25 protein-coding genes, 2 tRNA genes and 1 pseudogene are annotated in these 24,598 nt (G+C 65.9%); 18 read left to right on the top strand and 10 right to left on the bottom strand.

Annotated features, from left to right (window positions below; genetic code table 11):
• Positions 1-750 carry an aspartate/glutamate racemase family protein gene (locus FQV39_RS00880; protein ID WP_149128592.1) on the bottom strand — a complete coding sequence of 250 codons (750 nt, stop codon included), beginning with the start codon at positions 748-750 and terminating at the stop codon, positions 1-3.
• Between the two features lie 207 nt (positions 751-957).
• Between FQV39_RS00880 and FQV39_RS32985 the strand changes: the two genes are divergently transcribed.
• Together FQV39_RS32985 and FQV39_RS00870 are read left to right on the top strand one after the other, a co-directional pair.
• Positions 958-1,332: a VanZ family protein gene (locus FQV39_RS32985; RefSeq protein ID WP_187640131.1), complete on the top strand. Its 375-nt coding sequence runs from the start codon at positions 958-960 to the stop codon at positions 1,330-1,332.
• Between the two features lie 255 nt (positions 1,333-1,587).
• Positions 1,588-3,030: an undecaprenyl-phosphate glucose phosphotransferase gene (locus FQV39_RS00870; protein WP_187640130.1), complete on the top strand. Its 1,443-nt coding sequence runs from the start codon at positions 1,588-1,590 to the stop codon at positions 3,028-3,030.
• A 49-nt stretch (positions 3,031-3,079) separates the two neighbouring features.
• Here FQV39_RS00870 and FQV39_RS00865 read toward each other — a convergent pair whose 3' ends face one another.
• The 4 genes from FQV39_RS00865 to FQV39_RS00850 all read right to left on the bottom strand — a co-directional run bounded on the left by FQV39_RS00865 (position 3,080) and on the right by FQV39_RS00850 (position 6,739).
• Positions 3,080-3,301 (bottom strand): hypothetical protein, encoded by a 222-nt coding sequence (locus FQV39_RS00865; protein WP_149128589.1) that lies wholly within the window; start codon positions 3,299-3,301, stop codon positions 3,080-3,082.
• Positions 3,302-3,458: 157 nt separating this feature from the next.
• Positions 3,459-5,012 carry a DHA2 family efflux MFS transporter permease subunit gene (locus FQV39_RS00860; RefSeq protein ID WP_149128588.1) on the bottom strand — a complete coding sequence of 518 codons (1,554 nt, stop codon included), beginning with the start codon at positions 5,010-5,012 and terminating at the stop codon, positions 3,459-3,461.
• The gene (locus FQV39_RS00855) at positions 5,005-6,261 is read right to left on the bottom strand and encodes an HlyD family secretion protein (protein ID WP_248313194.1); all 1,257 of its coding nucleotides are present in this window, start codon (positions 6,259-6,261) and stop codon (positions 5,005-5,007) included. Before FQV39_RS00855 ends, FQV39_RS00860 begins: the two co-directional genes overlap by 8 nt.
• On the bottom strand, positions 6,254-6,739 hold the full coding sequence (locus FQV39_RS00850) for a MarR family winged helix-turn-helix transcriptional regulator (protein WP_248313193.1): 486 nt from the start codon (positions 6,737-6,739) through the stop codon (positions 6,254-6,256). The genes FQV39_RS00855 and FQV39_RS00850 overlap by 8 nt, the downstream gene beginning before the upstream one ends.
• Positions 6,740-6,896: 157 nt before the next feature.
• On the opposite strand from FQV39_RS00850, the gene FQV39_RS00845 reads away from it, so the two are divergent.
• From FQV39_RS00845 to FQV39_RS00830, 4 genes are all read left to right on the top strand, one after another.
• Positions 6,897-8,600, top strand: a complete 1,704-nt coding sequence (locus FQV39_RS00845; protein WP_248313192.1) for an alpha/beta hydrolase — start codon at positions 6,897-6,899, stop codon at positions 8,598-8,600.
• A 283-nt stretch (positions 8,601-8,883) separates the two neighbouring features.
• The gene (locus tag FQV39_RS00840; protein ID WP_248313191.1) at positions 8,884-9,333 is read left to right on the top strand and encodes a hypothetical protein; all 450 of its coding nucleotides are present in this window, start codon (positions 8,884-8,886) and stop codon (positions 9,331-9,333) included.
• 17 nt (positions 9,334-9,350) lie between these two features.
• Positions 9,351-9,974 (top strand): L,D-transpeptidase, encoded by a 624-nt coding sequence (locus FQV39_RS00835; RefSeq protein ID WP_248313190.1) that lies wholly within the window; start codon positions 9,351-9,353, stop codon positions 9,972-9,974.
• A gap of 41 nt (positions 9,975-10,015) precedes the next feature.
• Positions 10,016-11,047, top strand: coding sequence for an amino acid ABC transporter substrate-binding protein (locus FQV39_RS00830; protein WP_149128585.1), 1,032 nt, complete (start codon positions 10,016-10,018; stop codon positions 11,045-11,047).
• A gap of 91 nt (positions 11,048-11,138) precedes the next feature.
• Here FQV39_RS00830 and FQV39_RS00825 read toward each other — a convergent pair.
• Both FQV39_RS00825 and FQV39_RS00820 read right to left on the bottom strand, forming a co-directional pair.
• Positions 11,139-11,223, bottom strand: a tRNA-Tyr gene (locus FQV39_RS00825).
• Positions 11,224-11,385: 162 nt separating this feature from the next.
• The gene (locus FQV39_RS00820; protein ID WP_149128584.1) at positions 11,386-11,940 is read right to left on the bottom strand and encodes an AAA family ATPase; all 555 of its coding nucleotides are present in this window, start codon (positions 11,938-11,940) and stop codon (positions 11,386-11,388) included.
• Positions 11,941-12,039: 99 nt separating this feature from the next.
• Between FQV39_RS00820 and rlmB the strand changes: the two genes are divergently transcribed.
• Positions 12,040-12,837 carry a 23S rRNA (guanosine(2251)-2'-O)-methyltransferase RlmB gene (gene rlmB, locus FQV39_RS00815; protein WP_149128583.1) on the top strand — a complete coding sequence of 266 codons (798 nt, stop codon included), beginning with the start codon at positions 12,040-12,042 and terminating at the stop codon, positions 12,835-12,837.
• 218 nt (positions 12,838-13,055) lie between these two features.
• Here the strand turns inward: rlmB and FQV39_RS00810 are convergent, their stop codons facing one another.
• Positions 13,056-13,607 (bottom strand): hypothetical protein, encoded by a 552-nt coding sequence (locus FQV39_RS00810; protein WP_149128582.1) that lies wholly within the window; start codon positions 13,605-13,607, stop codon positions 13,056-13,058.
• A gap of 367 nt (positions 13,608-13,974) precedes the next feature.
• Here FQV39_RS00810 and FQV39_RS00805 point away from each other — a divergent pair, with 367 nt between their 5' ends.
• From FQV39_RS00805 to FQV39_RS00770, 8 genes are all read left to right on the top strand, one after another.
• Complete coding sequence (locus tag FQV39_RS00805) at positions 13,975-15,585, top strand: MFS transporter (protein WP_248313189.1); 1,611 nt, start codon at positions 13,975-13,977, stop codon at positions 15,583-15,585.
• Between the two features lie 249 nt (positions 15,586-15,834).
• Positions 15,835-16,128: a GYD domain-containing protein gene (locus FQV39_RS00800; protein ID WP_149128580.1), complete on the top strand. Its 294-nt coding sequence runs from the start codon at positions 15,835-15,837 to the stop codon at positions 16,126-16,128.
• 198 nt (positions 16,129-16,326) lie between these two features.
• Positions 16,327-16,401: transfer RNA gene (locus FQV39_RS00795), tRNA-Thr, on the top strand.
• A gap of 447 nt (positions 16,402-16,848) precedes the next feature.
• On the top strand, positions 16,849-17,139 hold the full coding sequence (locus tag FQV39_RS00790) for a hypothetical protein (protein WP_149128579.1): 291 nt from the start codon (positions 16,849-16,851) through the stop codon (positions 17,137-17,139).
• A gap of 80 nt (positions 17,140-17,219) precedes the next feature.
• Complete coding sequence (locus tag FQV39_RS00785) at positions 17,220-17,738, top strand: hypothetical protein (RefSeq protein WP_149128578.1); 519 nt, start codon at positions 17,220-17,222, stop codon at positions 17,736-17,738.
• Positions 17,739-17,974: 236 nt separating this feature from the next.
• A complete protein-coding gene (locus FQV39_RS00780) occupies positions 17,975-18,439 on the top strand; it encodes a hypothetical protein (RefSeq protein ID WP_149128577.1) in 465 nt (154 codons plus the stop codon).
• Positions 18,440-18,627: 188 nt separating this feature from the next.
• Positions 18,628-19,497 (top strand): MBL fold metallo-hydrolase, encoded by an 870-nt coding sequence (locus FQV39_RS00775; protein ID WP_349238574.1) that lies wholly within the window; start codon positions 18,628-18,630, stop codon positions 19,495-19,497.
• Positions 19,498-19,647: 150 nt separating this feature from the next.
• The gene (locus FQV39_RS00770) at positions 19,648-20,421 is read left to right on the top strand and encodes an NAD kinase (protein ID WP_149128575.1); all 774 of its coding nucleotides are present in this window, start codon (positions 19,648-19,650) and stop codon (positions 20,419-20,421) included.
• Positions 20,422-20,424: 3 nt separating this feature from the next.
• On the opposite strand, the gene FQV39_RS00765 is transcribed toward FQV39_RS00770, so the two are convergent.
• On the bottom strand, positions 20,425-21,639 hold the full coding sequence (locus FQV39_RS00765; protein WP_149128574.1) for a DUF2336 domain-containing protein: 1,215 nt from the start codon (positions 21,637-21,639) through the stop codon (positions 20,425-20,427).
• Complete coding sequence (locus tag FQV39_RS00760) at positions 21,636-22,709, bottom strand: lytic transglycosylase domain-containing protein (protein ID WP_187640129.1); 1,074 nt, start codon at positions 22,707-22,709, stop codon at positions 21,636-21,638. The genes FQV39_RS00765 and FQV39_RS00760 overlap by 4 nt, the downstream gene beginning before the upstream one ends.
• A 184-nt stretch (positions 22,710-22,893) precedes the next feature.
• Between FQV39_RS00760 and FQV39_RS00755 the strand changes: the two are divergent.
• From FQV39_RS00755 to FQV39_RS00745, 3 genes and pseudogenes are all read left to right on the top strand, one after another.
• Positions 22,894-23,400: pseudogene (locus FQV39_RS00755) on the top strand (MaoC family dehydratase); the annotation flags it as partial.
• A 4-nt stretch (positions 23,401-23,404) separates the two neighbouring features.
• Positions 23,405-24,283, top strand: a complete 879-nt coding sequence (locus FQV39_RS00750) for an HpcH/HpaI aldolase/citrate lyase family protein (protein WP_149128572.1) — start codon at positions 23,405-23,407, stop codon at positions 24,281-24,283.
• Positions 24,284-24,302: 19 nt separating this feature from the next.
• Complete coding sequence (locus FQV39_RS00745; RefSeq protein WP_149128571.1) at positions 24,303-24,518, top strand: heavy-metal-associated domain-containing protein; 216 nt, start codon at positions 24,303-24,305, stop codon at positions 24,516-24,518.
• Positions 24,519-24,598 lie beyond the last annotated feature (80 nt).

Raw genomic sequence — 24,598 nt, 5'->3', positions numbered from 1 at the left:
TCAGCCGAAGCGGCGCGGTCTTAAGCCAGCATGGAACCAGCTGATCAGCGAATAGATGTCGTAGACCGGCAGTCCCGTCGCAGCCTGCACATCCGCAGCATAGGGCGGCATGTTGGTGCATTCGAGCACGATCGCACCCACCTCGGGATGGCGCGCCACGAGATCGAGCGCCGCCTGCACCACATCCTGCCGGGCGAGATCGACATCCATGTCGTCCTTCTCGGCCTTGATCAGGACGCGGAAGAACTCGCGGCCGTTCTCCGTCCCGGCGATGGGTGTGTCGAGCGGTACGCAAGCCGCTTCGAGATGGGCTGGCGTCAGCGACGAAGCCGAGACGGTGACGACGCCGACGCGCTTGCCCGGCGGCAGCGTCGCCTGCACCCAGGGCACCTGCATCAGCGCCGAGGTCGCGACCGGCACGCCGACCGCCGCGGCGAGCTGGCGCTGGAACAGCGAGAGGAAGCCGCAATTGGTGGTGATCGCCTCGGCCCCGAGCCGGATCAGATCGCGTGCCGCTGCGATGAAATCCGGCAGCAGCCCCGCCGCCCTGTTCAGCACCACCTTCTCCGGGCTCGCCCCATCGACGACGCGGTAGAGCACCGGAAAGGGCCAGGTCGTGCCGTTGCCCATATCGCCCGGAATGCGCGGAAAACGCGCCTCCAGCATCAGGATCCCGAGCGGCACGCCATAGATGGCCTTGCCGCCCCGCACGATCCGCGCCGACGACGGCGCGACAGAACTCTCCAGCATGAAACCTCCCCTTTCACTGCCAACACGTTAACCCGGCTCTCATATGACAGTCATGCCGGCGCGAAGACATGGCGTAGATTTCGCCTATGTCATTGCTTCGCCGTTTTCACCTTGCCATAAGGGCATTGCCGGGCACCGGCACGAAACGATTCTTGCAGTGCTGGCCTACATCTTGCTGTGCGTCCCGCCAGCATTCGGAGCTCCGGTTTGAACGCCTCCCTCGACAAGCTGCGCCGCGCCGCCATCGTGATCGGCTGGACCGCCCTGCTCGTGATCATCGTGTCGACGCTGTCGCCGATCGATGCTCGCCCCCATCTCATGAACCTGGGGGCGGATGCGGAACGCTTCCTTGCCTATCTTGCCGCCGGTGCATTGCTGACTTTCGCTTACCCGCGCCAGCGCTGGCTCGTGCTGCCTGGTCTGGTCGCCCTGGCCGCCGGTTTGGAGTGGCTGCAGACACTGGAGATGACCCGCCACGGGCTCCCGCATGATGCGCTGGTCAAGATCATGGGCGCGCTTATCGGCTCGGCCATGGCCAGCTCCTTCGAATACATGCTCCGGCGCTTCCGCAGCGCCATCTGAACGCCGGACCGAGAGCAATTCCAGCAGAAGTGTATAGCGGTTCTGCGTCCGGAATTGCGTCAAAACAAGAAGATGGAGCACGTCCGACGAACCGGATTTCGCCGGAAGTGCTCCAGCCGGACCGGTGTCTCGATCTGGGCCACCTGCCGGCGGCACAGGCATTGCCCCCTCGGCCTTGATGACGGATCCGCCGCGAGCCTGCGTCCCGCTTTGGGACAAGGCGTCACCGCGGCTCAGATCCGAAGGCGGGGTGATATGAGCGTCAACGATCTGGACAGTACGCTGGTGACGGCGTCCGAAAGCCGGCCTCGCCTTTGGCGGTACTGGCTGGGGCCGCTGACAGCGGCGAGCGACGCGATCATCGTCGGCTCTCTCGTCTGTGCGGCATCGGTCGTCTATTACCTCGTAACTCAGAACGAAATCGGCATCGATCGCGCCGCCCCCGAGCTGGCGGCGATGCTGATGACGATCTTCGTCTTCATCAATCTGATGCAGGGGCGCTATCAGCTCGGAAACTACCTCTCGCCCCGCGGACAGATCGCATCGGCCTTCTCCGTCTGGAACATTACGATGGTCGCGTTCCTGGCGCTGATCTTCGTCGCCAAGATTACCGGTCACTATTCGCGGATCGTCATCCTCACGACCTATCTCGCTGGAGTACCGGTGATCGCGCTGTCGCGCTCTCTTCTGGCCCGGTGGGTCGCAGCCGGCAGCAAGGCCGGCCGGATCACGGCCGAGCGCGTGTTCCTGATCGGGCGGGAAGACAATGTGATGTCCTTCGTCACCCGGCACAAACCCTGGCATGTCGGTTTCGCGATCACTGATGTTGCGTTCCTGAAATCGTGCCAGGACGGCAATCCGGCGGAACTCTCCGCCGATCTGGCCGCGGCCGTGGCAAATTGCCGGGCCAGGGGGCCCGATGCAGTCCTCATCGCCCTGCCCTGGTCCGAGCACAAGACCATCGAAGCCTGCGTCGGTGCCTTCACCAATCTTCCCGTCGCGATCCACCTCGCGCCCGAACCGATCATGGAGCGTTTTGAGACACCGCATTTCATCCGGTCCGGCTCGTTCTCCAGCCTGCGCCTGACCCGCCAGCCTCTATCGGCGACGGAGATCGCCGCGAAGCGCGCTTTCGACGTGGCTGCTGCGGTCATGGGTTTGGTCCTGACCCTGCCGCTCCTCATCATGATCGTCGCGTTGATCAGGCTCGACTCGCCCGGCCCCGTCCTCTTCCGGCAGCGCCGCTATGGCTTCAACCAGCAGGCGTTCCGGATCTTCAAGTTCCGGACCATGACCACGACCGACGACGGCCAGGTCGTCGTCCAGGCCAAGCGCAACGACCCCCGGATCACCAAGGTCGGGCAGGTGCTGCGCCGCTACAATCTCGACGAGCTGCCCCAGCTTCTGAACGTGATTGCCGGCAACATGTCCCTGGTGGGGCCGCGGCCGCATGCGCTCGCCCATGATGTCGAGTTCCAACGCAGGATCGCCAACTACGCGCGCCGCCACAACGTCAAGCCGGGCATTACGGGCTGGGCTCAGGTGAACGGCCTTCGGGGCGAGACCGACACCGACGAAAAGATGGCCAAGCGCGTCGCTTACGACCACTGGTACATCGACAACTGGTCATTCTGGCTCGATGTCGCGATCCTGTTCAGAACCGTCTTCAGCCGAAAGGCTTTCACCAACGCGCGCTGACGCGCAGGTTGGCAGCCTCGTTCGCCAGCAACGGGGCGGCGCGATCGCCTCAGGCAAACAGACGCCAGATGGTGCGCCCGAGCCAGGCGGCCCAGCCGAGCATCAGCGCCAGCGCTGCCACCAGCGCCGCGAGGATCAAGGACCGGCTGACGAAAAGGCTCGCCATGCTCTCGCGGTTCTCGGGAACATTGTCGTTCGCCGCCTGCGGCGCCCGGCCCGGGCGGGAGATGCGGAACGGGGCGGGAATTCGATGCACGCGCTCTGGTCGCATGACACGGGCTCGTAGCGTTAAAATTGCGTTAATCCGACGCCATCATAATTGACTGAAATCGATCTACGCAAAGCTCAAGGTGAGAATTCCGCCGAGTTTGAACGAACAAGGTTAACCTTGGGTCAGGTCATCTCCGACAAACGCTCTGCGCGGGGCGCTACTCCATCACCATCGCGTGGTCGTCAGCCGGCGCAGCTGCCTTTTGGCGACGCGTGCGCAGCAGCGCCAGGAAGGGCAGCGCAGCCAGGCAGAGTATCATCAGCAGCTTGAAGTCGTCGATATAGGAGATGATCATCGCCTGCCGCGTCACGACCTCGTCGAGCGCCGCGCGTCCCGCGAGCTTGAGCGGGTCCCAGGCCTCCTTGATCGCCGGCATGTCGAAGATGCGGTTGAACGGCGTGACGTAGTTCGCGATCTCGGCATGGTTGACCTGCACGTTGCGGGTGAGCAGGTAGCTGACCAGCGAGATGCCGACGCTCGAGCCGATGTTGCGCGAGAGGTTGTAGAGGCCGGTGCCGTCGCCGCGATACTCCGCCGGGAGCGTCGCGAAGGTGATCGTGGTCAGCGGCACGAAGAGCAGCCCGAGCCCCGCCCCCTGCAGGAAGCCGGTCAGCATGATGGTCTGCTGCGACACATCGGGCGTCCAGCCGGCCATGTCGTACATCGCCCAGGCGCTGACCAGCAGGCCGGAGCCGAGCAGGATGCGCGTGTCGACCTTGCCGATCAGCTTCCCGACGATGAACATGCAGGCCATGGTGCCTAAGCCCCGCGGCCCCATGACGATGCCGGCGGTCACCACCGGATAACCCATCAGCGTCTGCAGGTAGGGCGTCATCAGCGCCAGCGACGCCAGGTAGCAGATGCCGACGATGAAGATGAAGATCAGCCCGACGCAGAAATTGCGATCGAGGAAGAGCCGCGGCTTGATGAACGGGTTCTCGGCCGTCAGCGTGTGCACCACCAGAATGTAGAGGGCCGCGACGCAGACCGTCGCCTCGACGATGATCTCGAACGAGTCGAACCAGTCGAGTTGCGCGCCGCGATCGAGGAAGAGCTGCAGCGCGCCGATCGCGATGCTGAGCGCGCCGAAGCCGATCCAGTCGAGTTTCGCTGCAGCGCTGGATTTCGTCTCGCTGACGAAGATCGAGACTCCCGCCAGCGCCAGGATGCCCAGTGGCAGGTTGATGTAGAAGACCCAGCGCCAGGAGATGTTCTCGGTCAACCAGCCGCCGATCACCGGCCCCAGCACCGGCCCGACCATCACCGAGACGCCGAACAACGCCATGGCCGATCCGCGCTCCTCCGGCGTGTAGATGTCGAGCAGGATGCTCTGCGACAGCGGCACCAGCGCCGCGCCGAAGAAGCCCTGCATCAGCCTGAAAGCCACGATCTGCGTCAGCGACTGTGCCGCCCCGCACAGGATCGAGGCGACGACGAAACCGATGATCGCCGCCGAGAGCACCCGCTTGCGCCCGAAGCGCGAGGCCAGGAAGCCGGAAGGCGGCGTCATGATCGCCGCCGCGACGATGTAGGAGGTCAGGACCCAGTTGATCTGGTCGGCGCTCGCCGAAACGCTGCCCTGAATATAGGGCAGCGCGACATTGGCGATCGTGGTGTCGAGCGCCTGCATGATCACCGCGAGGATGACGCAGGCGGTGATGGCGCCGCGGTTGGCGACCGGAGTCGCTGCCGCGGCGACGGCGCTAGCCATGATTGTTCTCGGTCTTCTTGCCCATGCCCGGGTTCTTGCTCATGCCCATGGCGGAGCCGACGAAATCTGGCAGGCCGCGTGCGTGGCCGGTGTCGACATCGAGCGTCACGCTCATGCCGGCGCGCAGTTGCGGCCGGTCGGGCGGCGTCTCGATCTTCACCCGCATGGCGATGCGCTGCACCACCTTGACCCAGTTGCCGCTGGTGTTCTGCGCCGGCAGCAGCGAGAAGCTCGCCGCCGAGGCTGGGCTGATGCTGTCGACTGTGCCGCTCCAGCTCGCGCCCGGATAGCTGTCGACATAGACCTCGGCCTTCTGCCCGGGCCGCACCCAGGTCAGCTCGGTTTCCTTGGGGTTGGCCTGGATCCAGACATGGTCCGTGGAAACCAGGCTGAAGGCGTTGGTCGCCTCCGCCAGATACTGCCCCTTCTGCAGCGAGGGCACATTGGTGACGATGCCGTCCATCGATGCACGCACCACGGTGTGGTCGAGCTGGCGGGCCGCCTCGGCACGGGCGGCGACGGCATCGCGGTAGCGCGGATGCTCCTCGACCGGCGCATCGGGCTTTCCGTTCAGGTTGGCGGCGATGCCGGCGAGCTGATTGTGCAGCTGGACGAGCTTCTGCTGCGCCCCATCGAGATCGTGCTTGGCCTGGTCGTAGGTCGCCTGTGAGGCAACGGATTTGGTGGCGAGATCCTGCTGGCGCTTGAACGTGGTCTGGTAGAACGCGATATCGCTCTCGGCCTGGGCGATCTGGCTCTGCATGCCCTTGTAGCTCGCCTTCAGCGCCTCGAGATCGTTGTTGACCACGCCGATCTGCGCATCGGCCCGCTCCAAAGCGAAACGAAACGGCTTGTCATCGAGCCGGAAGAGCACGTCGCCAGCCTTGACCGGCTGGTTGTCGCGGACGTCGACCTCGCTGACGATGCCGGCGACATCGGTCGAGATGCCGACGATATCGGCCTGCACATAGGCATTGTCGGTCGACATCACCTGACCACCGGTGACATAGGCATATCCCCCCACGATCAGCGCAACCGGCAGCAGTGCGAAGAGCAGCTGGCGCTTGTGGTTGCGCGCAGGACGCGCCGCCGGGGCCGCCGAAACGACGATAGGCGCCGCCTCGGGAACGTTGGCGGCGGGCGCAGGCGGCGCCTTCGCCTCTCCCGCGCGCTTGATCTCGGTCACATTGTCACGCGGCTCGGGCGCCATCTCCGCGTCGGCTTCGGTTCTTCTGGCAACGTCATCCATGGCGGGCCTGTCCTTCGGCCGCCGGCGACTGGCAGGCGGCCACGAGATTCTCTTTCATGGTTTCGAGCAGGCCGAGCAGTCGCGCGCGCTCCGCTTCCGGAATCGCGCCGAACGCCTCTGCCCGCGTGATTTCGCCGAGCACACGCATCTTTTCGAGCGTCGGCCCGGCCTTCTCGGTCAGGTAGAGCTGCCAGCTGCGCCGGTCGGTCGGGTGCGCCCTGCGCTCGGCCAGACCGCAGCTCTCCAGCTTGTCAACGATCCGGCCGACGGTGATCGGCTCGACATCGATCAGCTCGGCGAGCGCGCCCTGCTGGATGCCGGCATTCCGGTCGAGATAGGCGAGCACCTGCCACTGCGAGCGCGTCAGCCCGGTGTCGCGGGCGTTCTGCTCGAAGCGCTTGCGCAGCAGCCGCGCGACATCATGGAGGAGGAAGCCTACGGTCGGCGGCGGTTTGGTAGGCATGCTTGTCATAAGCATCTATATAATATCCTACTGCAGCCATGCCAAGCGCTGGACGGCCGTCCCTACGTCATGGGCGCGGATTGCCAGGCGAGATCAGCCGCGGCTACGCTTCGCCGAGCGGGAGCGCGGTCGGCGGAGAAGCCAGAGCGTCCCGTGCGAGGGGGATCGGCTAGTGGCGCGTTGGATTCGCGGGCAGTTTGCGTCGCTGTCAGGTGTGGGACTGGCGCTGGGAACCCTGCTATTCGCCGCCGCTCTGACGCCCACCCTCGTGCCGCGCAGCTATTTGACGCAAGGCGCGCTGGCCGGCATCTGCTTTGCCATCGGCTACGGCCTCGGCGTGCTCTCCCGCCAGCTCTGGCGCTATCTCGAATTGCCGGGACCATCGGAGCGCCTGCGGCGCCCGGTGAATGCCGCGATCCTGATCCTGTCGGTGCTGATCGCGTTGTGGTTTCTCTGGAAGGCGGCGGATTGGCAGAACTCGATCCGTGCCGTCTTCAACCTGCCCCTGCTTCCCAGTTTGCACCCGGCCCAGCTCTGCCTCGTCGCGCTTGCGACCTTCGTGCTGGTCCTGATCGTCGCGCGCCTGTTCAAGCGGCTGGCCGCCTGGATCGTCGGCATCACCAGGCGATACATCCCCCCTCGGCTCGCCAACATCATCGGGTTTGGTCTGGCGGCGCTGCTGTTCTGGTCGCTGGCGAGCGATGTCCTGGCTCGCTCGGTCTTTCGCGCGCTCGATTCCTCCTATCGCGAGTTCGACGCGCTGCTCGAACCGGAGCGCGCGCAGCCGACCGATCCGAACAAGACCGGCAGCAAAGCCTCCCTCGTCACATGGCGCGAACTCGGCCGCGCCGGCCGCGAATTCATCGCCGCCGGCCCGACCGCCACACGGATCAGCACCCAGACCGGACGCCCTGCCCAGGAGCCGATCCGGGTCTATGTCGGCCTGCGCGGCGCCGAAACAGCGGAAGCGAGGGCCAAGCTCGCGCTGGAGGAACTCAAGCGCGTCGGCGGCTTCTCCCGCTCGACGCTCATCGTCGTCACGCCGACGGGCACGGGCTGGGTCGATCCATCCGCGATGGATGCACTCGAATACCTGCGCGATGGCGACGTCGCCAGCGTCGCGGTGCAGTACTCCTATCTGAGCAGCCCCCTCTCCCTTCTGACTCAGCCTGAATACGGAGCCGAGACTGCCCGCGCACTCTTCCGCGAGATCTATCGCTACTGGACCGCCCTACCCCACGACAGGCGCCCGAAGCTCTATCTGCACGGCCTCAGCCTCGGCGCCATGAACTCGGAGAAATCCGCAGAGCTGTTCGAAATGATCGGCGATCCGATCGACGGAGCGCTCTGGAGCGGCCCGCCCTTCGAAACCCGGGGCTGGCGCTCGATCACAGAATCTCGCAATCCCGGCTCACCACAATGGCTGCCCGAGTTCCGGGACAGCCGCATCGTCCGCTTCATGAACCAGAACGGCCCGTCCGTCCCATCCGACCGGCCCTGGGGGGCGATGCGGCTGGTCTATCTGCAATATGCCAGCGATCCGATCGTCTTCTTCGACTACCGCGATGCCTATCGGCAGCCGGACTGGATGAGACAGCCGCGCGGGCCGGATGTCTCGGCGGAGCTGCGCTGGTATCCGATCGTCACCATGCTGCAGCTGGCGCTCGACATGGCCGTCGCGACCAGCACTCCCATCGGTTACGGGCATGTCTATGCCCCCGAACACTATGTCGAGGCGTGGACGACAGTCCTTGGCACCGGCCGCTGGCCGGCGGAAGAGCTTGCAGCTCTGAAGCAGCATCTGGCCGATCGGGCACGGACTCCGGCGGGCGGCGAAAGCCCTGCCGGCACCCCCTATGACAACAGGGGCGGATAGTTCCACCGATGAAAGAAGGACAAAGGGGGCTTGATCCCGATCGCATTTGCGGCTGTGCTGTCGCCATCGCTGCCGCATCTCTGGCCAGGGGGGCCTCCGGGAAGCCGATGGACGCCACGCGATCACCCGCTCCGAAATCAATGACAAAAGCCATGCTGTCCTAGCATCGGCTGCCCTCTGCCTTGCACCATGATGCATCGCTTCGACTCTGACCAATCGCGATGGAGGACCGATGAGACAGGTAGGGTTTAAGGCCGGTGCTTCTGGTGCCGGGATCGGTCCGTTGAGTGGAAGCCTGCTTCTGGGGTTGTTGCTCTCAGGCTGCGGCGGCGGCGAGGCACTGTCGCCGGTGGCGAGCGTCGCGGAAAGCGCCCCGGCCCCGACCAATGTCACGCGAGACGCGTTGGTGGGCCGCTGGGGCATCGCTTCCTTCCACACCGAGAAGGACCGCAAGCGCACGGAGGCTGAAGCCCGGGCGCAATGCAAGCAGCCCTATACGATCACGAAGGGCGCTGGCGATGGTGTGATGATGCATGTCGCCGACGATCCCAAGCCTTACGAGCTCAGGCTGAAGGCCGGGCCGGGCGGCAAGAACTATGTCGGCTTCGAGGCGCCGGCCGGCGATCCGCAAGATCGCGAACTGCTTTCGGTGTCGCAGAAGGAGCTGGTGATGCGCTTCGTCGATCCGGACGCGAACCGGCGCTACGGCACCTTCGTCTACAGCCGCTGCTGATCTGGAGCTGACGAGACATGAATCTCTCAAAGACCCTTGCCGGCATCGGCCTCGCCTGCCTGCCGCTGCTCGCCCTCTCCGGCATCTCCCTGGCGCAGCCGCGCCCGCCTGCGGGGATGAAGGAGACGATGGATATCGGGGACGAACCCGGCCGGGTCTCCACCGAGGAGGTCAGCATCACAGAGGGCCCCTATGCCCGGCAGATGGTGCTGTTCCGCTCCAACGAGGCGCCCGGTACGGTCGTGATCCATTCCGGCGAGCGCTTTCTCTATGTGATCCAGGGCAATGGCCGGGCGCTGCGCTACGGCATCGGCGTCGGCCGCGAGGGCTTCACCTGGTCCGGCCAGGTCCAGGTCAGCCGCAAGTCCGAGTGGCCGGATTGGCGCCCGCCGCCGGAGATGCTGCAGCGCCAGCCCTATCTGCCGCGCTTCATGGCCGGCGGCCCCGGCAATCCGATGGGCGCGCGCGCGCTCTATCTCGGCTCGACCGTCTTCCGCGTCCACGGCACCAACCAGCCCGAGACGATCGGCCAGGCGATCTCGTCCGGCTGCTTCCGGCTCGCCAATGGCGACATCGTCGATCTCTATGAGCGCGTCCCGGTCGGGACCAAGGTGGTCATCCGCCACAACGCCACGCTGTGACCGGCGCCGTGCGCAACCGAATCCGAAGGGAGAAGAGAGCCATGTCGAAGGCCTCATGGTTTCGCCTGCCCGGCCTCGCCGCCGGCGCCGCGCTTGCCGCCACGCTGGCGGCCCCGGCAGGTGCAGGCACACTCGATACGGTGAAACAGCGCGGCACGCTCCAGTGTGGCGTCAGCGAGGGCGTGCTCGGCTTCTCGGCCAAGGATGCCGAAGGCAAGTGGAACGGCTTCGATGTCGATTTCTGTCGCGCCGTCGCGGCCGCGGTCCTCGGCGACGCGAACAAGATCGCCTTCACGCCGCTCTCCGCCAGCGAGCGCTTCGACGCGCTGAAGGGCGGCAAGGTCGATCTGCTGGCACGCAACTCGACCTGGACGCTCGGCCGCGAGGCTGAGCTCGGTCTCGCCTTCGCCGGTATCACCTATCATGACGGCCAGGGCTTCCTGGCGAAACGCTCGCTCAAGGTCGACAGCGCGCTGTCTCTCGACAAGGCCAAGATCTGCGTCGAGGCCGGCACCACGACGCAGCTCAACCTTGCCGACTTCTTCAAGGCCAATTCCATGACCTATGAGGAGAAGGTCTATCCGAGCGCGGCGGAGGCTTTCGCCGCCTTCGAGAGCGGGCAATGCGACGTGCTGACCCGCGACCAGTCGGCGCTGCACGGCGAGCGGCTCAGGCTGGCGAAGCCGGCGGATGCGATCGTGCTGCCGGACGTGATCTCGAAGGAGCCGCTCGGCCCGGTGGTGCGCAGCGACGACTTCCCCTGGTTCAACGTGGTGAAGTGGGTGAACTTCGCTTTGGTCAACGCCGAAGAGCTCGGCATCGCCACTGGCAATGTCGACGAGGCCCTGAAATCGCAGAAGCCCGACGCACGCCGCTTCACCGGCGCTGAAGGCGGCTTCGGCAAGGCCATGGGGCTCGATGCCGACTGGGCGATCCGCGCCGTCAAGGCGACCGGCAACTACGCCGAGATCTACGAGCGCAATCTCGGGACCGGCTCGAAGCTCGGCATTCCCCGCGGCCTCAACCAGCTCTGGAGCATGGGCGGCGTGCTCTACGCTCCGCCGCTGCGATAGGAGCATAGCGGCTGCTTTCGACGGGAGCGGGTTCAGGCCCGCTCTCGACACGGCATCAGCGGCAGAAGCTGGGCAGTTTCAAGGAGATGGATGGTGGGGGAAGCAGGACTCGAACCTGCGAAGGCATAGCCAGCGGATTTACAGTCCGCCCCCTTTGCCGCTCGGGACATTCCCCCGCCTGCGCCCATGATCGGCTTGTTGAGCCGAGGGCCACCGATATGTCACTTTCGCGACGACCGGCAGGCGCGGCCGGACTTATGGTGACCGGGCCGCCCCCTGTCAACGGCAAAAAGACCGAAGGCACGAATTCCCTGTGAAGCGGACCCGGCTGAAATTGCTCAGCTCGCAGCGCCGAGGCGCTTCAGGATGAAATCGACACGGTTTTCGACACTCTCCTGCGGCAATTCGACGAGGTCGTAGCCGTAACGCGGATAGGTCCGGGCCATCGCCTCATAGGTCCGCTCGGCCTCTGCGAAATCCTGCTTGCGCTCCGCGTCCTGCCCGAAGATCGCAGGCCATGGCGGCGCGATGAACACGGTTCTGCGATAGCGGAATCGCTCCGCCGCGGCCTCGGCATGCGGCGGCACCGGCAATCCGCAGAGCGCGAGATAGCCGACGATGTCGGGCAACCCGCGGTCGAAGAAGGCAAATTCGGCTTGCCCACACGCCTCATGGTAGCTGCGCAGATCCGCCGCGAGCATCAGCTCCGCGAAGAGCGCGCGATTCTTCCACGGCAATCCCTCGCCGCCAATCGCCTGCTGGTCGCGAATGATCGCCCGGCCGGCCTCCGGTTGCACGGCAAAGCCGCGTTTCGCCAGCGCCTCGATCAGGGTCGTCTTGCCCGAGCCCGGTCCTCCCGTGAGGACGATCAGCCGGTCTGTCCTGCCTGTCATCGTCGATCCTTTCCTCTGCGATCCGTCCGCGTCTCGCGCTTCGCTCTGGCCAAGCGCCTCGCGCCATGGCACGGCACTCCGGTCAATCTGGAGAATGCGATGGCCCCGCCATTCCGCCCGAAACAAGCCAGGCCCACAGGCGGCAGACCCGGCGCCCACCGCGCCGGCGGCCCACCGCCGCATCGGCCCGGCGATATCGACGAGGCCGTGCTTTTCGGCGTCCATCCCGTGGTCGAGGCCCTGCGCAACCCGCAGCGCCGGCACCGGCGCCTGCTCGCCACCGAGAACGGGCTGCGGCGGTTGCAGGAGGTGGTCGGGATGCTCCCGCTCGAGCCCGAGATCGTGCGCCCCTCCGAGATCGACCGGCTGCTGACGCCCGATTCAGTGCATCAAGGCCTTTATCTGGTCTGCGATCCCCTGCCCTCGCTTGAGCTCGACAGCCTGGCGGACGATGCGATCGTGCTGGCACTCGACCAGATCACCGATCCGCACAATGTTGGCGCCATCCTGCGCTCCGCGGCAGCCTTCGGCGCGGCGGCCGTCATCGTCACGATCCGCCATTCGCCCGCGGCCACCGGCGTGCTGGCGAAATCAGCCTCCGGCGCCCTGGAGCATGTGCCGCTGATCGCGGTGCGCAACCTCGGCGACGCGCTGGAGACGCTGGGCGGACGCGGCTTCCTGCGTATCGGCTTCGATTCGGACGGCGATGTTGCGCTCGACGAAGTCGCGCTGAAGCGGCCGCTCGTCATGGTGATGGGCGCGGAAGGCAAGGGCCTGCGCCAACGCACCCGCGAGCTCTGCGATCACGTCGCGCGGCTTGAAGTCCCCGGTGCGATCACCAGCCTCAACGTCTCGAACGCCACAGCAATCGCGCTCTACGTCGCGAGCCGCCGCTAGAGCCTGCTGATTTTGCGCGGAAACACACCGTCATCCCGGGCTTGACCCGGGATCCATGCCAGAGCGCCTCGCGACAAAGGTTCAGGCATGGATCCCGGCTCTCCGCTTCGCTTCGGCCGGGATGACCCGTGATTCCATGGAAACGCCGCATGCTCTAGAGACGAAACCGAGGCCGATGCTCAGCCGAAGCCTGGCCTGGATCGAGCAGCACGTTCCGATCAGCGGCGCGGCACCGTCAGCAGCAGCGCGCCCGTGTCGGCATGGGCGTATCGGCTGCGGGCGCCTTCTCGGGCATCGTCCGCGCCGGCAATCCGAATGATTCGAGTGACGGGACGCGAGCGTGGCCCTTCGAGTCGATAGATCGTCGGCTCCGGCGTGGGCGAAGGTTGGATCCCGGCCCGCGGCATCAGATTCTCGAAAGAATTGGGATCGATCGGCTGAGTCGGCTCCGCTTGCTGCTCGACGATAGTGACGCCCCCCGTTGGCGCGTCGAAACCGTAGTCGAAACCGTACCCGGGCCAGGAATAGCCCGGCGAATTCCAGCCAAAGCGGCGATGATGCCAGCCAAGTGCTCCCCGGCCTGCGCCGCGCCACGGCCGGAAGCCCTGGACGGGCCGAACGACTTGGACGGGATGCCCGGCAAGGACCCGCCCGTGGCCTATCGACATCGGCGCTGCAGGCCCGAGGCCGCGCCCGGCGGCCCAAACGCCCGTCGACAGCGTCGCAGCGACGAAGAAACCGCATGACAAGGTGATCGCAAGCCGCGACATGGCGCGCCTCCCCCACCGCATCTCGTCAGGCCTCCCGAAGAAAACTATATTGCCGCCGCGCCCGCAGGAAAGCCACTGCTTTTCCACAATCCTTGGTCCCCCGCCCGCCCCATCGATAGTCTTAAGACGAACGGTGCAAGACCAAGTGCTCGATTGCCCCTGTGACAATACGCGCGCAAACCTCTGATCTAGGCTGGTATGGCGGGATTTGTCCGCCACCCGGCACCGCGGTCATCGCCTCATCAGAAACGCGAGCCGCGTGGAAGGAACCCGCCGGGACATCCCCGGCTTCAGGGCTTTACCAGGGGAGACAAACGCCATGAGCATGGCATCACAAGCATCGGACTCGAGAGCCGCCCCTCGGCCGATGACCAGGGAAGAAAGGAAGGTCATTATCGCCTCGTCGGCCGGTACGGTCTTCGAGTGGTATGACTTCTATCTGGCGGGCTCGCTCGCCGCCAACATCGCCCAGACCTTCGTGCCCGGCGACAACGATACGGCGAAATTCATCTTCGTGCTGTTCGGCTTCGCCGCGGGCTTCGCGGTTCGTCCGTTCGGCGCGCTGTTCTTCGGCCGCCTCGGTGACATGATCGGCCGCAAATACACCTTCCTGGTCACGATGACCGTGATGGGCATTTCCACCTTCGTCGTCGGCCTGCTGCCCGGCTTCCAGACGATCGGCTATGCCGCTCCGGTGATCTTTATTGCCTGCCGCCTGCTGCAGGGCCTGGCGCTCGGCGGCGAATATGGCGGCGCCGCGACCTATGTCGCCGAGCATGCCCCGATGGGACGGCGCGGCTTCTACACCTCGTGGATCCAGACGACCGCGACGGTCGGCCTGTTCCTGTCGCTGATCGTCATTCTCGGCCTGCGCCTCAGCATGACGCCGGAAACCTTCGCCGCCTGGGGCTGGCGCATTCCGTTCCTGCTCTCGATCATCCTGCTCGGCTTCTCGATCTGGATCCGTCTCCAGCTCGCCGAATCGCCGGCCTTCGTGAAGATGAAGGAAGAGGGCACCCATTCGAAGGCCCCGCTCTCCGAAGCCTTCGGCACCTGGGAGAACGCCAAGATCGGCATCATCGCGCTGCTCGGCGGCACCGCCGGCCAGGCGGTGGTCTGGTACACCGGCCAGTTCTACGCGCTGTTCTTCCTGACGCAGACCCTGAAGATCGACGGCACCACCGCCAACCTGCTGATCGCGCTCTCGCTGCTCGCCGGCACGCCGTTCTTTATCCTCTTCGGCTGGCTCTCGGACAAGATCGGCCGCAAGCCCATCCTGCTCGCCGGCTGCCTGATCGCGGCGCTGACCTACTTCCCGCTGTTCACGATGCTCGCGAGCACGGCCAATCCGAAGCTGATCGCGGCGACCGAGAACGTGAAGCTCGCCCTCACCGCCGATCCGGCCGAGTGCGGCACGCTCTTCGATCCGGTCGGGGTGCGCAGCTTCACCAAGCCCTGCGACGTCGTCCGCCGCACGCTGGCCACCAACTCGATCCATTATGAGCTGGTGCCCGGCCCGGCCGGCTCGCCGCTCAAGGCGACGATCAACGGCAAGGATGCGCCGAGCGGCGCAGCCGATCTCGTCGCCGCCGCCCAGGCCGCCGGCTATCCGAAGGCGGGTGACGCGACCATCCTGAAGACGCCCTCGATCGGCCAGGTGCTGACCGACGGCCGCGCCCTGAAGGCTACCGGCATCCTGTTCGTGCTCGTCCTCTTCGTGACGATGGTCTACGGCCCGATCGCGGCCCTGCTGGTCGAACTCTTCCCGACCCGCATCCGCTACTCCGGCATGTCGTTGCCCTATCACATCGGCAACGGCTGGTTCGGCGGCTTCCTGCCTCCGACCGCCTTCGCGATCGTGGCTGCAAGCGGCAACATCTTCTCGGGCCTGTGGTACCCGATCGTCGTGGCGCTCGGCACCTTCGTGATCGGCCTGCTCTTCCTGCCGGAAACCAAGGACCGCGACATCCTGAAGTGACCGCCACTCCAGGCGATCATCTCGGCCCCGCCCGCAAGGGCGGGGCCTTTTCTTTGCCGCTCGCGGCCAGGATGCCCCTCGCTGCTAATCCTGTCCCAAGGCTCCTTTGCCGTGCTGCTCGGCCGCACGCTGTGCTATCCTATCGTCAAGGTCCGGCAGATGGCAGAAGCCATCCCAACCAGCGGCGACGATCAAGCCGCCGCCAGATACTTCCGATGAACAGGCCGGGCCGTTTCAGGGAGTAGCGCGATGACAACCTACATCATGCTGGCCAATTGGACCGATCAGGGCGCGCGCAACGTCAACGCCTCGCCGAACCGTCTCGACGCTGCCAAGCAGGCGCTCAAGGATATGGGCGGCGAGTTCAAGGCCTTCTTCATGACGATGGGCAAATACGACATGGTGATCGTCTGCGAAGCCCCGGACGACGCGGTCCAGGCGCGCTTCGCCCTGCAGCTCGCCATGCTCGGCAATGTCCGCACCCAAACCCTCAAGGCCTTTCCCGAGGCGGCCTATCGCGAGATCATCCGCTCGGTGAGCTGAGCCTGTCAGCCAGGCGATGAGGCCGGGCAGACGTCCCTGAAACGGCGCTTCCACGTCATTGCGCATGAATGCCGCGCAACGGATCGGCAGCAGTCGCGCCTGAGATGCTTGCTCTCGCTGTCATCGACTGGTAACCGCTACGGTACCGTCGACGCGAACATCTCCGTCGGCGGCCATCCTGGCCGAGCAGTCAGGGGCGCCGGTGTAGCACAGCGGTAGTGCAGCGGTTTTGTAAACCGAAGGTCGGGAGTTCGATCCTCTCCACCGGCACCAACGAATTCCAAGATGATTTCAAGATATCGATATGAGGCGCCGGATGCAGTCCGGCGCCTCGCTCCTGTCATCCTCCAAAGGAGGCGGGGTCGCGTCGAGATGCCCCCATTTGGGGGCTGCGGCTTTTCTTCGCATCAATTGAAATCGGCCGCTTGGAGCATTGCGTGAGGGGCCAATGTTCGAGAACGCCGAAGCGTCGGCAATTGTCGCGGCCGTAGTGCCTCACTGGCTGTTGACGGCGATCAACATCATGGGCGCCGTGCTGGCATTCGCCGCGGCCTCGTAAGCTCCCGGCGCTTCCTTCGAGACGCACACAAGGTTGCCTGCCGGCATCGCAGTCTGGGCCGGCTCGCGTAGAATCCCGTATCAGGATTGACATCCACCCCGCTCCGGGAACGTTTTGGCGAAGCGGATGGATTATCCGCCTCGCCCGATCGGGAGGCTCCGATGAAGGCCATCGCTCTCACGCTCGTTCTCGCGCTGAATGCAGGCGCCGCGCTGGCTCAGGCGCGCCCCTCCACCGTGTCGCGTCCCTGCGCGGCCAGCCAGAGGGATGTTCAGATGCATGGCGCGATCGTGCTCGGCACGGGCGGCTTCACCTATGATCGCTTTGTCCGCAACCGGAGCTTCTGCCAGTTCGACGAATCGCTCGATCCGGCCTGGGTGCCGAGTCGCGACACGGACGCCTGCTTTGTCGGCTACCGTTGCAAGCCGCAGTCACGCTGGTTCGACGACTGATCGGCACAGAACCGGCGGAACCTGATCCGGATTGCGGCGTTCAGGGGTTGGGGTGAAATCCGTTCCCTGGGGAGGTTCGCATGCGTCGCTCTCTGCTGCTCGCTGTATCCGTCGTGCCGTTGCTGTTGGCCACCGGATTCACAGCGACCGCTCAATATCGTTTCGGAGGCGGAGGCTTCCGCGCTGGCGGCTTTCACGGTTACGGCATCGGCATGAGGCCTGCTTTCCCGGCCTACCGTTCCGGTTGGTATGGCGGAGGGGGCTGGCGTGGCGCCGGCTTCTACCCGGGCAGACCATATTACTGGGGTGGCGGCTATTATCCTTATCGGCGCTATGGAGGATGGGGCGGCTATCCTTATTGGGGCGCGGCTTCCGGCCTCGCCGCAGCCGCGACGCTCGGCGCGGTTGCAGCCTATCCGGCCTATGCCTACCCCGACTACCCCGCTTATCCGGCCTATGAGGTGGTGCCCACCGCAGATGGTGGCCAGTGCAGCACGCCGGTGCGGATCTGCACGCTCTACGCGCCTGCCCCTCTCGGCACGGGCTGCTCCTGCCGCGTGCCCGGCGGTCACGCTCGCGGCACCGTCGTCGGTTTCTGATCACGCGGCGAAAGCCCGCTATAGCATCGGACCGAAAAGTGGAATCCACTTTTCGGTCCGATGCGATAACGAATGCATAGATCACCGTTATCGCGTCCGGTCGGACGCGCGGCGATCTTGGATCCGCGGGCCGACATAGGTGGCTGGCCGGCATGCGCCGTCATGAGGTAGAGGTTCAGTCACGTCGCCGCCGTCAGACGGCGTCACCCCCTGACCGATCCTTGTGCGAACCCGGAATGGACGACCGGACTCATCTTTTGACACTGGCCGCACGCTGCGAGACCTCCAGCAAGCCCGACCGGGAGCTGGATGCGGATATCTACGAAGCGCTCGGCTATACGGTGCGGCGCAAGCCGACACGGCTCGCCACCCGCCGCACCCCGGCCGGCGGCATCTATCAGCACGGCTCCTTCTGGAAGACTCTCGGCGCGGTCAGCGCCGACATCGATGTCGCCGTCTCGCTTCTGCGGCAGAAAGCTCCTGGCTGGAACTGGAGCCTGCAATGCCTGGTAGGCGACGATGCCATGGCGTTCCAGGCACTCGTCGCCGACTGCTCGGGTCAGGGCGTGATCGGCTCGCTCGCCCTTTGCGCCGCGATGCTGCGCGCCCTCGCCCGCCGTGAGCCAACCACCCGGCCGGACACCGAAGCAGCGGAAGGCACGACGACAGCCTCGGCCGGTCCGCGCCTCACGGAAACTTGACCCATCGGCACATCGTCGCGGTTGAACGGTCATTTCCCCTCGCTAGTCTGCCTGCGATCTGAGGGGAGAACACGATGCAGGACATAAAAATTTCGCGCCGGACCGCGATGGCGGGTGCAGGTGCTCTCATCGCAGCTGCGACCCTGGACCTGCCAAGAATCGGTCTGGCGCAAGCGCAAGGAGTTCCCGTGAACCAAGCTCCCGGTTTCTATCGCTACAAGGTCGGCGATGTGACGGTTACCGCCATCAATGACGGTTTTGCCAAGCGCCCGCTGGATGGCCTCGTCCGCAATGCCGAACTGGCCGACGTCAAGAAAGCAATGGAGCAGGCGTTCCTGCCGCAGGACGCGCTGAACATCACCTTCACCACGCTCGCGATCCAGAGCGGCGGCAAGCTGACACTGATCGACACCGGCAATGGCGATTCCGGCGCGCCGACCTCCGGCAGCTGGATGGCGAACTTCAAGGCCGCCGGCCTCGACCCGAAGAATGTCTCGAGCATCGTGTTCAGCCATTTCCACGGCGACCATATCAACGGCTTCCGACTCAAGGACGGCTCGGCCGTCTTCCCGAATGCGGAAGTCATGGTGCCAGCCGCCGAATGGGCGTTCTGGATGGATGACGCCAAGATGAACGCTGCGCCGGAGGCCATGAAAGGCGCCTTCGCCGGCGTACGGCGCGTCTTCGGCCCGATTTCCAAAGACGTGAAGCAGTTCGAGCCGGGCAAGGAGATCGTGCCGGGGCTGACCCCGATCGCCGCGCCCGGTCATACGCCCGGCCACACCGTCTTCGCCCTCACCTCGGGCAACGGCAAGCTGATGATCATGTCGGACACGACCAATCACCCCGCACTCTTCGTGCGCAATCCGGACTGGTCGGCGGTCTTCGATATGGACGGCCCGCAGGCCGCCGCCACCCGCCGCAGGCTGCTCGACATGGTCTCAAGCGATCGGATGCAGGTCGCCTTCTACCATGCGCCCTTCCCCGCCGTCGGGCATATCGCGAAGGACGGCACCGGCTTCGAGCTGGTGCCGGTGCAGTGGACCCCGGCAATCTGAGCACCCCACTTCGCCGCGTCTCTTCAAGGCCGGGCGTCCAGCCCGGTCTTTTTTATTGGCCGAGTTTATTGCCTCGCGGCCTCGCGACTTGCGGCCCGGTCGTGTTAAGCCTGCGCCGATGCCGCAAGGCCTGCCGCTTCAGGACACGCTATGACTGAACGCTTCGGCGCGATCTCCTTCGTCGCCAGTGATACGCCTGAAGCGCAGGCGGCGCTCCACAAGCTGGTCGAGCGCTATGGCAACGCCAATCCAGCGGAAGCGGATGTCGTGGTCGCGCTCGGCGGCGACGGGCTGATGCTGCAGACGCTCCACCGCTTTCTCGGCACCGGCAAACCGATCTACGGGATGAATCGCGGCTCGGTCGGCTTTCTGATGAACGAGTTCAAGGAGCGCGGACTGCAAAAGCGGCTGGAGGCCGCCCAGCGCAGCATCGTGCATCCGCTCTCGATGCAGGCCGTGGAATGCAATGGCGCAACGGTGCAGGCCAAGGCGATCAACGAAGTTTCGCTGCTGCGCCGTTCCTACCAGGCCGCCAAGCTGCGGATCTCGGTCGATGGCCAGGTGCGATTGTCGGAATTGATCGCCGACGGGCTTCTGCTCGCGACGCCTGCCGGCTCCACCGCCTACAATCTCTCGGCCAATGGGCCGATCCTGCCGCTCGATGCGCCGCTGCTCGCGCTGACGCCGATCTCGGCCTTTCGGCCGCGCCGCTGGCGCGGCGCGCTGCTGCCGGACCATGCCAAGGTCTTCATAGAGGTGCTGGAAGCCGATAAGCGCCCGGTCAGCGCCGTTGCCGATCATACCCAGATCGACGAGGTCAGCTCCGTTTCGATCGAGATCGACCGCACAGTCGATCTCGTCATGATGCACGATCCCGGCCACAGCCTGGACGAGCGCATCCTGCGCGAACAGTTCGGCTACTGAATCTCAGGCCGCGTCGCGCAGGTCGCCCGCTTCAAATTCGACCAGAAAGGCCGGATCGGCTTCGATCAACCAGGCGAGCGCGGCATCATCTGCGAACGAATCCGCCAGAGCTTTCGCCTCATCGCGGGCAGCTTCCGCATCCATGCGACGCAGCAGCGCCATGAGCGCATCGGCTTCCGAGCCCTCCGTCGCCTCGCAGGCGATCAGGACCTCGCGCAGCAAATCACGGTCGATGCCGTGCCGCGCGCCACCCGCATCGAAGCCACGGGCATTGAGGGCAAGGATCGCAGCCGTGAACGCCGGTTCCAGCGAGGCCGGCAATCCGGCCCTGCGGCACAGCGCCTTGAGCCCGGCGCCGCGTCTGTCGCGCAACAGGGCCGCGACCCGCGCAGCCGGCAAGTCGGAAAGCGAGACGAAGGCAGCTTCTGCCAACGCCGGCTCGCCGCTCAGCAGAGAGCGCAGCATCAGGCCGGGGGTCAGCCGCCCGGTAGCGCGCAGAACCTCGACGACCGCCGGCGCATCCGTCGCCTCTCCGCCGGCCGCAAGCGCCACCGCGACGCGTTCGGTGGCTTCGCGCGCCAGACGGGCGCTGCGCTCGGGGGTCAACCAGCCGCAACCGGCGACGAAGCTTGCTAGCGTGTCCGATACGCGCGCAGCGATCGTCTGCCGTAGCCCCGCGGGCAGGTCCGCCCGCTCCAGCAGCGCCTCGCGCAGCGCGCCGCTGTCGCCGCGACGCTCGACCATCCGTTCAAACGAGAAGTCGGGAATTTCTGCGGTGCGATTGCCCGCAAGCGTGATCAGCGCCTCCTCGCAGCCCACTTCCGCCAGCGCCGCACAGACGCTGACCGGCAGGCAGCGGCGCATCGCAATGGCGCGCTGCGCCAGCGTGTCGCCGACGGCCGCCGCATCGACCAGATCGGCCTCCGTCAACACCGGCGAATGCGCCAGGACCAGCGCCGCCACATCGCTCTGATCGGCGATCAAGCCGAGCGCGAGGTTGCGCGGCGTGCGCATCGAGGGAGCCATTTCCTCTGCGATCGCTCGCCGGACCAGCGGCGAAGGGTCGTCGATCAGCGCAATCAGCGCCGTCTCCGCCTCGTGGCGATCCTCGTCCGACATGCCGGAACGCAGATAGGCGCCCGCAAGGGCGGCGGCGCCCGAGGCACGCGCTTCGGCCGGTGCCGTCCGGGCCCAGAGCAGGAAACGGCGAACGATCATGCGCCGCCCCGCTGGATCATGAAGGACGACAGGTCGAGTGGGCCGCGGCGCGTTTTCCCGACCGCCTGCGGTGCCGCGACGGCAGTGGAGGAGAGCTCGCTCGGCCGCGAGGGCGGCAACGGCGCGTTGACGACCTTGCCGGTATCGGTCGACGCGGCACCGCCGGTCGAGGTGCTCGCATCAGACGCCGACCTGGCATCGCTCTGGCCGGGGCGCGGAAAATAGCGCTCGCCGCCATCTAGCGACGCCGTGCGCGTGCCGCCGCGGCTCGGCGTCGTCCAGAGATTGGCGACCGCCTTGGAGACCGGATCGCGCGAGCCATTGGTGGAGAACAGCCCGACGAGCCCCTTCGCGCGGCCCTCGCGCAGCCCGGCGGCGATCTCGGCTTGCGGGATATCGCCCTGCCCTGCTTGTGCGTTCTGCGCCACATTGGCCGCGACCTGGGTGCTGGCATGGCTCGCCGCCAGCACGCCATAGACCTCCTGGACGCTGCGCGCCCGACCGGCCTTGTCGTAGAAGATCGAGCGGTTGGCCGCAGCCGCCTCCGGGAAGTCGCGCGCCGCGACACGGTTGGGATCGCTGGCCGCCGCCCGGATCAGGTCGGAAGCGCCGCGTGCACCGAGCACATGGGCCATATAGAGTTCACCGGCCTGCGGCTGCCGCCCAAGGGCGCCGGCAAGCTGGTCGCGGTTCTTCTGTGTCAGTGCGCCGGCCATCAGCGCCGCAACCTGCGGATCGTTGCGCAGCTGCAGGATCTTCTCGCGCGCCGAAGGGTCGGAAACGCTCAGCCGCCCACCGCTCTCGGAGATCGCATCGGCATATTCCGAGAGGCCCTGCTTCGGCCCCTCCTGCTTCACCATGGCGAGCCAGGTCTGCTCGATGAACTGGAAAAGCCCGGTCGCGCTGGAGGTCTTGGCCTTGGCGTCCGGCTCCAGCGAGGATTCGCGCTGCGCCGTCTTGAGCAGGTAGTCGAAGCCCGCACCCGTTCGCTCCGCGCCTTGGCGGATGGCGCTGACGACCGGATTGGCTGGCTGCGCGTCGCGGCTCTGCGGCGTGGTGAACAGGAACATCTGGGGCCTTCGGCATGCGGCTTCCGCGCATTGCGGAAAGCGCAATCCGAACAATGCTCCATTATGGTAAGCGAACCGTTAAGCGCACCCTTGCAAAGCTTAACGCCGCGCTTTCCGCTTCCCTCCCGGCGGATGGCATTCTACGACTTCTCGTGCCGGCTCAGCGGCCGGCGATGCGAAGGCGGAGGCGTCGATGGCCGATGTGGTGCGTCACAAGCGTGGCGGTATCTATTTCGAGGATTTCCAGGTCGGAGCGGTGATCGAGCACGGCCTGACCCGAACCGTCACGCAGATGGACAACATGTTGTTCTCCAACATGACGCTCAACCCGCAACCCCTTCATATCGATGCACATTTCTGCGCGACCGAGACGGAGTGGGGCAAGCCGCTGATGAACTCGCTCTTCACGCTCGGGCTGATGATCGGCATCTCGGTCAACGACACCACCGTCGGCACCACCATCGGCAATCTCGGCATGACCGACGTCGTCTTCCCCGCCCCGCTCTTCGAGGGCGACACCGTGAACTGCACCACCGAGATCGTCGCCAAGCGCGAGTCGCGCTCGCGGCCGGATGCCGGCATCGTCGATTTCCTGCACAAGGCCTACAAGCAGGACGGCACGCTCGTCGCCCAGTGCCGCCGACAGGCCTTCATGCGCAAGCGGCCTGAACCCGACACCGTCGCGGTCTGACAACATGCGTTCACTCCTGTTCGTGCCGGGCGACAGCCCGAAGAAGCAGCAGAAGGGCCTGGAGATCGGCGCCGACGCGCTGATCCTCGACCTCGAGGATTCCGTCGCGCTCGATGCGAAGCCGCAGGCACGCGAGATCACCCGCGCCTTCCTGGATGCCACCCGCCCGCTCCCGAAGCGCCCGCTGCTGATCGTGCGCATCAATGGCCTCGCGACAGGCATGAGCGACGCCGATCTCGACGCCGTCATGCCCGGCGCGCCGGACGCGATCATGCTGCCGAAATCGGAAGGCGGGGCCGATGTCGGCCATCTCGCCGCCAAGATCGCCGTGCGCGAGGCGGAGTCTGATCTGCCCGACGGCACGACGCGGATCCTGCCCATCACCACCGAGAACGCCAAGGGCATCTTCGGGCTCGGCAGCTACAGCCGCTCCTCCCACCGCCTGATGGCGCTGACCTGGGGGGCCGAAGACCTGTCGGCCGATCTCGGCGCCGAAACCAACCGGCTGGAGGATGGCTCTTATACCGATCCCTACCGCTTCGCCCGCGCGCTGACCCTGTTCGGAGCAACGGCCGCGCAGGTCGAAGCGATCGACACCGTCTTCACCAATTTCCGCGACGAGGCCGCCTTCCGCGCCGAATGCCTGGCGGCACGGCGGGACGGCTTCACTGGCAAGATGGCGATCCACCCGGCTCAGGTCGCGCCGATCAACGAGATCTTCTCGCCCTCGCCGGCAGCGCTCGCCAAGGCGAAGCAGATCGTCGCGCTGTTCGCGGCCAATCCGGGGGCCGGCGTCATCGGCCTCGATGGCGAAATGCTCGACCGTCCCCATCTGATCAGGGCGCAGCGGCTGCTCGCGCGCGCTCAGAAACTGGCTGAATGATCGGCCGGAGGCGATTCGAATGACTCAGGTTTTTGCGATCTCGGGCATGCATTGCGGCGGCTGCGCCTCGCGCGTCCAGCAGGCGGCCACGGCGCTCGCACCGGGTGCGAAAGTGACGCTCGATCCGCCGCAACTGACCTTGCCAGATGGCGTCACTCTCGACGCCGACGCGATCAACCGCGCCCTTACCCCACTCGGCGACTACCGCGCCAAGGGGCCGCTGGCGGTCAGTTGAACCGAGCCGTAGACCCATGGCCGTGACGGTAGGGCTCTCCTTCTCCCCTTGCGGGAGAAGGTGGCTCGGCGAAGCCGAGA

This window comes from Bosea sp. F3-2 (assembly GCF_008253865.1).
Classification (GTDB): Bacteria; Pseudomonadota; Alphaproteobacteria; order Rhizobiales; family Beijerinckiaceae; genus Allobosea.
The sequence above is the reverse complement of the archived record's forward strand: the minus strand, read 5'-3'. Positions and strand labels throughout refer to the sequence as shown.